General features: G+C 73.9%; 8 protein-coding genes. 3 read left to right on the top strand and 5 right to left on the bottom strand.

The features are described 5' to 3' along the window. Positions 1-187: 187 nt before the first annotated feature. Together AOJ26_RS37870 and AOJ26_RS37865 are read right to left on the bottom strand one after the other, a co-directional pair. Positions 188-670, bottom strand: coding sequence for a DUF3515 domain-containing protein (locus tag AOJ26_RS37870; protein WP_053852885.1), 483 nt, complete (start codon positions 668-670; stop codon positions 188-190). A 20-nt stretch (positions 671-690) separates the two neighbouring features. Next, positions 691-924 (bottom strand): Lrp/AsnC family transcriptional regulator, encoded by a 234-nt coding sequence (locus AOJ26_RS37865; protein ID WP_003997603.1) that lies wholly within the window; start codon positions 922-924, stop codon positions 691-693. Between the two features lie 206 nt (positions 925-1,130). Here AOJ26_RS37865 and AOJ26_RS37860 point away from each other — a divergent pair, with 206 nt between their 5' ends. Beyond that, positions 1,131-2,099 carry a thiamine-phosphate kinase gene (locus tag AOJ26_RS37860; protein WP_053852884.1) on the top strand — a complete coding sequence of 323 codons (969 nt, stop codon included), beginning with the start codon at positions 1,131-1,133 and terminating at the stop codon, positions 2,097-2,099. Further along, positions 2,096-2,908, top strand: a complete 813-nt coding sequence (gene thiD, locus AOJ26_RS37855) for a bifunctional hydroxymethylpyrimidine kinase/phosphomethylpyrimidine kinase (RefSeq protein ID WP_053852883.1) — start codon at positions 2,096-2,098, stop codon at positions 2,906-2,908. Before AOJ26_RS37860 ends, thiD begins: the two co-directional genes overlap by 4 nt. A gap of 151 nt (positions 2,909-3,059) precedes the next feature. On the opposite strand, the gene rpmB is transcribed toward thiD, so the two are convergent. Further along, positions 3,060-3,245 carry a 50S ribosomal protein L28 gene (rpmB, locus tag AOJ26_RS37850; protein WP_020138726.1) on the bottom strand — a complete coding sequence of 62 codons (186 nt, stop codon included), beginning with the start codon at positions 3,243-3,245 and terminating at the stop codon, positions 3,060-3,062. A gap of 255 nt (positions 3,246-3,500) precedes the next feature. Between rpmB and AOJ26_RS37845 the strand changes: the two genes are divergently transcribed. After that, positions 3,501-5,264, top strand: a complete 1,764-nt coding sequence (locus AOJ26_RS37845; RefSeq protein WP_053852882.1) for a DAK2 domain-containing protein — start codon at positions 3,501-3,503, stop codon at positions 5,262-5,264. 42 nt (positions 5,265-5,306) lie between these two features. Here AOJ26_RS37845 and AOJ26_RS37840 read toward each other — a convergent pair whose 3' ends face one another. Beyond that, the gene (locus tag AOJ26_RS37840; protein WP_053852881.1) at positions 5,307-8,234 is read right to left on the bottom strand and encodes a hypothetical protein; all 2,928 of its coding nucleotides are present in this window, start codon (positions 8,232-8,234) and stop codon (positions 5,307-5,309) included. Further along, positions 8,234-10,069, bottom strand: coding sequence for an HSP90 family protein (locus AOJ26_RS37835; RefSeq protein ID WP_053852880.1), 1,836 nt, complete (start codon positions 10,067-10,069; stop codon positions 8,234-8,236). Before AOJ26_RS37835 ends, AOJ26_RS37840 begins: the two co-directional genes overlap by 1 nt. Between the last annotated feature and the right edge of the window lie 57 nt (positions 10,070-10,126).

The raw sequence follows: 10,126 nt of genomic DNA, 5'->3' as shown, positions 1-10,126 counted from the left end.
CTCCGGACGTGGGGCCCTGGGGCTCCGGACGTGGGACGCTGGGACCCCCGTCGCCGGGCGCCGGGACTCCGGACGTGGGCGCTGGGGCTCCCGCTGCCGGTGGGTGCGAACCGCGCTGCCGGTCGGTGAGAACCATGTCGTCGGCCGGCGGGGGTTACGAGGCCGGCTTCGAGGGGTTCGGGTGGGGCTAGTCGGCGATTCCCTTGGGGATCGCCTTCTTTATGCCGGACGCCAGGTCCACCAGCGGTGCCATGCCGTCCGCGGTGCGGTTCTCGGGGATCGTGACCTCGACGTAGGCCTTGCGCAGGGTCGTGGTGAACCGGAACGAACCGTCGTCCTGCTTCTCCAGGAGCCAGCCCACCCCGTTCACCTCGACCCCGTCGGCCTCCGGATCGTCCATCTTCGCGGGCCGCTCGACACCGCACCGCAGTATGATCGCCGGGTCACCCCAGCCCGCGGTCAGCGCGGACGCGGGCTCGGGATCCCGACGGTCCTGGTCGTCGACCTTGGACGGCAGTACCCGGTCCAGTTCCCGGCACAGCTTCGTGACGCCCGCCCCCGGCGAGGGAACCGCAGCCGACGCGCTGTCGTCTGCGGAGGAGCAGCCCGCGACCGTGATCAGCAGGGCGAGCGCGGACAGACCGAGAGGCCGGTGACGGAAGAAGTTCACCGGCCAAGGGTAGACGGGGGCTACAGATGGACGACCGGGCAGGTCAGGGTGCGCGTGATGCCGTCCACTTGCTGGACCTTGGCGACCACCATGCGGCCCAGGTCGTCCACGGTGTCGGCCTGTGCGCGGACGATCACGTCATACGGTCCTGTCACGTCCTCGGCCTGGATGACACCAGGGATCTTGCTGATCGTCTCGGCGACGGTCGACGCCTTGCCGACCTCCGTCTGGATCAGGATGTACGCCTGTACCACGGAACCTCCAGGGCGGCCACGAGGATCATGTGGGGAAAAGGAACGCCACGGTATCGCGTCGCCGGTCGCTGCGGGGAGACCCGCGGGGACGCGGACACCCGTGCCGGGGTGCGGACACGACAGAAGTTCACGGTCCCCTCGACCGTATCGAGGACACTGATGACGCGCGACCGGGCACGGCACGGCACAGAAGGGGCGTAAGGGCCATGAAGGGCACTGTTGGTGAGCTCGGCGAGTTCGGGCTCATCAGGGAGCTCACCTCCCGTCTCACCACCACCCCGGCGGTCCGGGTGGGCCCCGGCGACGACGCCGCGGTGGTCGCCGCGCCCGACCGCAGGGTCGTGGCGAGCACCGACATCCTTCTGGAGGGCCGGCACTTCCGCCGCGACTGGTCCACGGCCTACGACGTCGGACGCAAGGCGGCCGCCCAGAACCTCGCGGACATCGCCGCCATGGGAGCCGTGCCGACCGCCCTGCTGCTCGGCCTGGTCGTGCCCGCCGAACTCCCGGTGACCTGGCCCTCGGAGCTCATGGACGGCCTGCGCGACGAGTGCCAGGTCGCGGGCGCCTCCGTGGTCGGCGGTGACGTCGTACGAGGGGACACGATCATGGTCTCCATCACCGCCCTCGGTGATCTGCGAGGCCAGGAGCCGGTCACCCGGGCCGGCGCCCAGCCCGGCGACCTGGTGGCCGTGACCGGCTGGCTGGGCTGGTCGGCGGCCGGGTACGCGGTGCTCTCCCGCGGGTTCCGCTCGCCGCGCGCCTTCGTCGAGGCGCACCGGCGCCCCGAGCCGCCGTACCACGCGGGCCCCGCCGCCGCGGCGCTCGGCGCGACCGCGATGTGCGACGTGAGCGACGGGCTGATCGCCGACCTCGGCCACATCGCCGAGGCCAGCAAGGTCCGCATCGACATCGGCTCCGGCGCGATCGACATCCCGAGCCAGATGATCGACATCGGTCAGGCCGTCGGTGTCGACCCCATCCAGTGGGTGCTGTCCGGGGGAGAGGACCACGCGATCGTGGCCACCTTCCCGCCGGACGTGAAGCTCCCCGCCCGCTGGAAGGTGATCGGCGAGGTCCTCAACCCCTCGGCGCTGCCCCAGGTGACGGTCGACGGGGCGCCCTGGACCAGCCAGGGCGGCTGGGACCACTTCGGCGGGGACATCGAGTCGTGAAGCCCCTGGTGCTCACCGTGGCGGGCTCCGACTCCGGCGGCGGCGCCGGGATCCAGGCCGACCTGAAGACCATGCTCGCGCTCGGCGTGCACGGCATGAGCGTCGTCACCGCCGTCACCGCGCAGAACTCCCTCGGCGTGCAAGGGGCTTGGGAGCTGCCGGTGGAGGCGGTGCGGGCCCAGTACCGCAGTGTCGTGGACGACATCGGCGTTCAGGCCGTCAAGACGGGGATGCTCGCCTCGGCCGAACTCGTGGAGGCGGTCGCCGAGTTGATCGGCGCCACGGACGCCCCGGCCGTCGTCGACCCGGTCGGCGTCTCCAAGCACGGCGACTCGCTGCTGGCCTCGTCCGCCCTGGAGTCCGTACGGCGACGGCTGCTCCCGGTCGCCACCGTGGCCACCCCCAACCTCGACGAGGTGGCCCAACTCACCGGTGTGCGGGTCGAGTCGGAGTCCCAGCTGCGCGAGGCGGCCCGGGCCGTCCTGGCGTACGGACCCAAGTGGGTGCTCATCAAGGGCGGTCATCTCCCGGGCGACGCCGTCGACCTGCTCACCGACGGCTCCGCGGAGCACTGGCTGCGCGCGCCCCGCCACGACAACCGGCACACCCACGGCACCGGCTGCACCCTCGCCTCCGCGATCGCCTCGCAGCTCGCGAAGGGACAGTCCGTGCCGGAGGCGGTGACGGCGGCCAAGGAGTACGTCACCGGCGCGATCGCCGCCGGATTCGCCCTCGGCGGGGGGATCGGTCCCGTCGACCACGGCTGGGCGCTGCGGAACGGCCTCACACCGGGTACTCCGGCAGCTTGACGTTCGTCGCCGACTTCCCGGTGAGCCCCTTGGAGGAGGAACGGGCCGACGATCGCCCTCACGTACAAGCGGGCACGGCAAAAAGCCGGCCCACCCTGAGGTGGACCGGCTCTGCAGCGAACCAGCGGTGGCCGCGCGCTTCAGCTGTGCGTCAGCGCGAGACCTTGCCGGCCTTGATGCACGAGGTGCAGACGTTCAGGCGCTTGGGCGTCCCGCCGATCACGGTACGGACGTGCTGGATGTTCGGGTTCCAGCGACGGGACGTACGGCGGTGCGAGAAGGACACGCTGTTGCCGAAGCCCGGCCCCTTGCCACAGACGTCGCAGTTGGCAGCCACGGGTCACTCCAAAGACTTCAGATGCACTTACGGTGGATCCCGGCGGGCCGGGATCGAGATCGCAGGATCAAAGATCTGAGTGGCACTGCCAGGGGAATGGCCCGATCGGGATCGGGCAACCGGAGCAGCATACAACGACTGCGCCAGTAGAACGAAACTACCATGACTGACCAGGCACTCGCTCCGGGCCCTCTTCCGGCGGACGCCCGCCCGGGGTCTACGCTGCGTCCAGTCCAGCAGCCCGAGGAGGCGCAGGTGGCGCAGGTGCCGCAGACATTCTTCGATGCTCTCGCGGTGCGCACCTGGTGCGGTCTCGCGCTGCGGGCGCTGGGCCGGGCGCGCGAGGAGATCGACGCGATCAACGTCTACCCCGTCGCCGACGGGGACACCGGCACCAACCTGTACCTGACCGCCGAGTCGGCGACCGCCGCCGTGGAGGCCGTCTTCGAGGCCCACGGCGCCCACGACTCGGGCGAACCGGCACTCGCGGAGGCCGCTCGCGCGATGGCGCACGGAGCCCTCATAGGCGCCCGCGGCAACTCCGGCACGATCCTTGCCCAGTTGCTGCGCGGCATGGCCCAGGTGCTGTCCGCCGACAGTGAGACGACTCACACGGACGGCGAGGGGCTCCGCCTCGCCCTGCGGCACGCGGCCGACTCCGCCCGCCAGGCCGTGGCCCACCCCGTCGAGGGCACGGTCCTGACGGTCGCCTCGGCCGCCGCGGACGCGGCCGGGGGAGCGGAGGGCGACTGCGGGGCGGTGGCCCGGGCCGCCTACGACGGGGCGCGCGCCGCCCTCGCCGCGACACCCGGCCAGCTCGCCGTCCTGGAGCGCGCGGGCGTGGTGGACGCCGGCGGCCGGGGGCTGGTGGCGGTGCTGGGGGCGCTGGTGGAGACGTTCACGGGGGAGGTGCCCAGCGCGGTGCCGGTGGTGAGCGACCTGCGGCACGCGCGCGTGGCGGGCGACGACACGGACATGACCTCCGCCGAGGAGCGCGCGGACTCCGCCGAGGCCCGGGCCGACTCCGTCCCCGCCGACCCCGTAGAAGTCCCCGCGGACGTCCTCGAAGAGTGCGCCGACGCCCCGGACACCCACGGCCCCGCCTTCGAGGTCATCTACCTCCTGGAGGCCGACGACACCGCCGTCGCGCGGCTGCGGCAGCGGCTCGACGGGCTCGGGGACTCCCTCGTGGTGGTCGGCGGCGACGGACTGTGGAACGTCCATGTGCACGTCGACGACGCCGGCGCCGCCGTGGAGGCGGGCGTCGAGGCAGGCCGGCCCTACCGGATCCGCATCACGCACTTCGGCGTCGGTGACGTGCACACCACCGGCGCCGGGCGGCCGGCCCGCGAGCGCGCCCAGCGGGCCGTCGTCGCCGTCGTGCCCGGTGAGGGACTGGCCGGGCTGTACACCGAGGCCGGGGCGACCACCGTGCTCGCCCGCCCCGGGGAGCCGCCCGCGAGCGGGGAGCTCGTGGAGGCCGTACGGCGGGCCCACGCGCGCGAGGTCGTGCTGCTGCCCAACGACGCCGACCTGCGCCACACCGCGGCCGCCGCCGCCGAGCAGGCCCGCACCGAGGGCATCCGGGTCGCGCTGATCCCGACCCGCTCCGCGGTCCAGGGCATCGCGGCGCTCGCCGTGCACGAACCGGAGCGCCGGTTCGACGAGGACGTGGTCCAGATGACCTCGGCGGCCGGTGCGACCCGCCACGCCGAGGTCGTCGTCGCGGAACGCCAGTCCTGGACCATGGCCGGCATCTGCCAGGCCGGTGACGTCCTCGGGCTCATCGACGGGGACGTGGCGGTGATCGGCTCGGACGTCACCGTGACCGCCGAGACCGTCCTCGACCGCATGCTCTCGGCCGGCGGGGAGCTGGTCACCCTGGTCCTGGGCGACGAGGCCCCCGAGACCGTCGCCGAGCACCTGGAGACGCGCGTACGGGAGTCCTACCTCGCCGTGGACACCGTCGTGTACCGGGGCGGCCGGCAGGGGGCCGTGCTGCTCATCGGGGTCGAGTAGCACCCCGGCCGGCGGCTCCCCGCACAGCGCGGGCGGTGCCGGTCAGCCGTCCCGCCCCTCCGCACCCTCGGTGAGGCTCAGCATCTGCTCCGCCTCGGACCGCCGCGCCCGTGCCGTGGCGTCGGCCCTGTCCGTGTCGCCGTAGGCGTCGAGCACCGCACGCGCGCGTGCCGCCGCCTCCGCCGGCCGGCTCAGATCGGCCGCCAGCCAGCCCGCCGCGAGTTCCGCACCGGTCCGCGCGTCCAGGGCGTCGTCCCCGAGCGAGGCGAACACGACGACCGCCTCCACCACCTCGGCCAGCGCCTCCTCCAGCACCGCCCGGATCGAGTCGTCCTCGGCGTCCTCGGGGACGGAACGGGCCAGCAGGTCCCCGAACTGCCGGTGCGTGTGCCCGAGTTCGCCGACCAGCCGCTGCCGTGCCGCCTCGTCGGCCCGCGCGTCGCCCAGCGCGGCCTCGCACGCGCGGACCGCGTCCGCCATCAACCGCCGCGCCGCGTCCACCCCGTCCTCCGCGCGCAGCGCGAGCCACGCGCGGGCACGCAGCGAGCGGACGAGACCGTACACATTGCCGAGCTCAGTCCACAGGGCGCCCGCGCGCGCGTACGCCCGGTCGGCCTCGGCGGCCAGCCCCGCGGCCCCCAGGGACTCCGCGGCGAGGTGCGCGAGCGTGGCGTGGTCGTGCTGCTCGGGCCAGTGCCGGGCGATCTCCGCGGCTTGCAGTCGCCGTTCGGCCGCCGCCCGGTGCTCGCCCAGCTCGGCCAGGCAGTCGCCGAGCCACCACTGCGTCTGTACGACCGCCCCCTCGCCGTGCCGCTCCGCGCTCAGGTCGGGAAGCGCCGACTCCAGCACCTCCGCGGCCTCCGCCCACCGGCCCAGACGCAGCAGGAACCCGCCGAGCTGGTGCCGGGCCAGGGCACCCAGCGTCGGCCCCTCCCCGGCCTCGTCGGCCCAGTGAGCGGCCTCCAGGGCGTGCTCCGCGGCCTCCTCGTCGAGCCCCCGGCCGCCGACGACCTCGGCGAGCTGGAGATGGAGCTGGGCCCGCCCGACCGCTTCCAGATGCGGCCCGCCGTGCTCCAGGGCCGCCCGCAGCGCCCGCTCCGTGCCGTCCGGGTCGCCCAGGTGGTGCAGCAGCCCGGCGAGCCTGGCCTCGTACTCCACCGCGAACCAGGGCAGGCCCGCCGCCACGAACCCGGCCGCGGCCGTGGTGAACAGCTCGGCCGCCGCCGGAAGGTCCCCGGCCCGCGCGGCCAGCTCCGCCAGCATCGCCTGCGCCTCCGCGACCCGCGCGGCCAGCCGCACGTCGTCCCCGGTCCGCCCCTCGACGAGCGCGAGCACCTCCCGTACGGCCGACTCGGCGTCGGTCGGGAACGCCTCCTCGTCGCCCTCGTGCACCCGCCGCATCAGGATCCGCGCCCGGGACATCAGCACCGACGCCGTCTGCCGTACGCCGGTGCCGTCCGCGGAGTACAGCGCCAGGACCTCGTCGTACGGCCCGGCGACCGCCGCGAGCGCCGCGTCCACCTCACCCGCGAGCGCGCGGACGTACGCGGCACGCGCGCGTGCCGCCAGTGCCTCGCCCGGGTCGCCCGCCTCCGCGTACAACTCGGCGGCTTGCTCGAACAGTTCGAGGCCCGCCGGGCCCAGGTCCATCGCCTCGTGGTCGGCGATCTCCGCCCGGTCGCGCGGATCCAGCCGGACGCCCTCGGCGGCCCGCGCGACCGCCGCCCACGCCTCCACGGCGTTCGGCCGCAGGGTGTCCGACAGCCGCCGGGCCTCGGCGACCAGCGCGGCCAGATCGGGCTCCCGCGCGGTGACGGGGGCCGCGGGCGCCGGAGCGGCGACCGTCCGGACCGCCCGTACTCCCAGCGGCAGCCGTTCCACCAGCGGGCGCTGCGCCATGCGCGCGCGGGTCCGTTCGCTGACGTGGGACGTGCCGTTGCGCTCGTCGAAGCGGGCGGCCAGCGCGAGGGCCTGCCCGCGCGCGTGGGCGGCGAGCTCGGCCGCGGTCCAGGACCGGCCTGCGGGGCCGGGCACCGGCCGCTCGCCCAGGCCCAGCCCGGTCAGCCGGTCCATCAGCAGGGCCACCACGGCCGTGAAGTCCAGCAGGCTGCGCGGATGGCCGTCGTCCGTGAAGTACGCGGGACGCTCAGCCAGCAGCTCCAGCGCGCGCGCCTCGTTGCCGCTGAGCGCGCAGAACTCCACGTGGTCCGCGTAGGCGCCGCGCATGCTCTCCATGGCCCGCACGAGCCGGAAGCCCCGCAGATGGTTGGCGCGCGCCTCGTCGAGGCGGCCCAGACGCAGCAGCGGCTTCAGGGAGGACGCTAGGACCGCGTGCGGCTCGTGGGCGCAGGTGAACTCGCCCTCCAGGACCGGCGCCCACAGGTCGAGCGCCTCCTCGTCCCGCCCACGCTGCGACTGCCACCAGCCCTGCTCGTGCAGCTCGCAGGCGTGGCAGTCGGCCATGCTGTCCCGGTCGGCGGCCAGCCACGCGGCGTACGCGCGCTCGGCCCGCTCCAGGTCCCCGACGTGCGCGGCCACGCTGTACTCGGCGCTGCGCACGGCCCGTTCGGAGTGCCCGGCCAGCCGGTAGCGGTGCTCCATCTCGCCGAGCCACTTCTCCATGGCGGCGAGCGGGATGTGCGGCTGGTCGAGCATGCCGGTCGTCATCCACTTGAACACCCAGTGCAGCGAGTGCGTCTCGTACTCGTCGAAGTCCTCAGGACGCTCGTCCCACATGCGCAGCAGCCGCGCGAAGGGGACGAACATCTTGGCCTTCTCGGAGCTGTAGTTGTAGACCTTCAGCTGGTGCCCGAGCGCCTCGATCACGGCCAGCGGGATGTTCAGCTTCTCGGCCTCGGCGAGCAACTGCTCCGCGCGCGCGTTGCGGGCGGGCCCCTCCGGCTCCTCGGCGTTCTCCGCCATCGCCCGGCGCAGCGCGTCGAAGGCCGCGCTCCCGTCCACCGCGCTCATCAGCGGCCCTCCTCGCCGTTCGTGGCCCATTCCAGCAGGCCCATGAAAGCCCGGTTCAGCAGCGCCGAGTCCGCGGGCCGCAACGGACGCTGGGCCATCAGCAGCGCCTGCCCGTACAGGGACTCGGTGGCTGTGCCGATCAGCTCCGGATCGCCCAGCGCACCGATCCGCCGTACCAGCGGGTTGAGATGGTTCAGCACGAGACGCGCGCGTGGGGCGCTGCCGCGCAGCGAGCCGAGGATGCCCGCCCACAGGTCGTCCGCCTGGTCCTCGGCCTCCGCCCGCGCCTGCTCGTGCCGGGCGTCCCGGTCGTCCAGGTGCAGCGCGGGCAGGGACAGCGGCCGGAACGCACGCAGGACGACGTCACAGCCCAGCGGGTCGAGCCTGGCCCGCGCGGCGGCGAGGAAACCCGACAGGGCGAGTTCCTCGGCCGGGTCGACCAGGTCCATGTGGGCGGTCACGGTGTCCGCGTCCAGTTCCGTGACGACCGTGCCCGGCCGCACCGAGGGCAGCGCCTCGACCAGGTCGCTGTCGTAGGTGTAACCGCCGTTGACCACCCCGACGCCCTGCGCGGAGGCGATCGGCGCGACCTGCCGGTACTCCTCGACGGTCCGCGTGAAGTGCACCACCGCGTGCCGCTGTGCGAACTCCTCCAGCGACAGCCGCCCGTCGGTCGTCTCGAACGGCAGCCAGGGCAGCATCGTGCGCAGCATGTCCTTGTCGTGCCGCGCGAGCGACTTCACCCCCAGGTGGTGCACGGACAGGAACGCCGCGAGCCGCTCCGGATCCCCGGCGGCGAGCCCCGTCAGCCAGGACCGGATCCGCTCCCCGAGCGCGTCCCGTACGGCGGCCAGCGTCTCGTCCTCGTACAGCGACTCGCGCGACGCCGTGGGCCGCAGGCTGTCGGTGTCCAGGACGCAGCGCACGAAGAACGCCCAGTCCGGCAGGAGCTGTTCGGCCCGCTCGGTCAGCAGCATGCCCTTCAGGTGCACCCGATGGGTGGCCCGTTGGGCGGGACTCACCGCCGAGGGGAGGACGTACGCCACGCCCCGGATCCCGGCCAGCGGCACGTTCAGCTCGATCGAGTCCAAAGGCGTGAAGCCGAACAGCTCGTGGCAGTGCCGGGCCAGGGCGACCCGGCGGGTCGCGGGGGAGGGGTACGGCCGGTCCCAGGGCGCGGGCAGATCGGTGACCGCCTCGTCGCCGACCCGGACGTCGTACGGCAGCAGGGAGCCGAAGTCCCGGGCGAGCTGGAGCACCCGCCCGGGCGCCAGCCACTCGCCGGCCCCCGCCCGCGCCACCAGGTGAACCGTGGTCCCCGGCTCCGGACGGGCGTCGTCGGGCAGCGTCCGCACCCGGTACGAACCGTCGTCGCTCGCCGTCCACTCCACCGGCGGCGCGTCCGGCGTACGGGCACTGCGGCTGACCACGCGGATCCGCTCGGCGACCACGAAGCACGCGAGCAGACCGATCCCGAACTGCCCGAGGAAGTCCGAGCGGACCTCCTGAAGTCCCTCGGCCCGCTTGGAGCTGCGCCCGATGGTGGCCAGCAGGTCGTGCACGTCCGCCTCGGTGAGCCCGACCCCGGAGTCCTCGACCCGCAGGGCGCCCTCTTCCGCGTACAACCGCACCCGGGCCGGGGCGTCCGGCTGCTCGGCCCGCCGGGCCGTGATCGCGTCCACCGCGTTCTGCATCAGCTCGCGCAGATAGACCTTGGGACTGGAGTAGAGGTGATGGGAGAGGAGGTCCACCAGACCGCGCAGGTCGACCTGGAACGTATGAGGTTGCTGAGGTGCCTGGGGTGTCTGTGATGACTCTGAGGTCTGGGAATCCATCGTCGCAGCGCCGGTGGGGGGACGATCGCGCGGCGCGGGGTCGGGCGGTCCCGGTGG

It is taken from the genome of Streptomyces sp. NRRL B-24085, assembly GCF_001282115.1.
GTDB lineage: Bacteria > Actinomycetota > Actinomycetes > Streptomycetales > Streptomycetaceae > Streptomyces.
This window is presented reverse-complemented; position numbering and strand designations above follow the sequence as displayed.

Excerpts from the sequence above, each read along its gene's own strand:
- AOJ26_RS37860 (WP_053852884.1), top strand. The coding sequence starts at position 1,131 with ATGAAGGGCACTGTTGGTGAGCTCGGCGAGTTCGGGCTCATCAGGGAG.
- AOJ26_RS37840 (WP_053852881.1), bottom strand. The coding sequence starts at position 8,234 with ATGAGCGCGGTGGACGGGAGCGCGGCCTTCGACGCGCTGCGCCGGGCG.
- AOJ26_RS37835 (WP_053852880.1), bottom strand. The coding sequence starts at position 10,069 with ATGGATTCCCAGACCTCAGAGTCATCACAGACACCCCAGGCACCTCAG.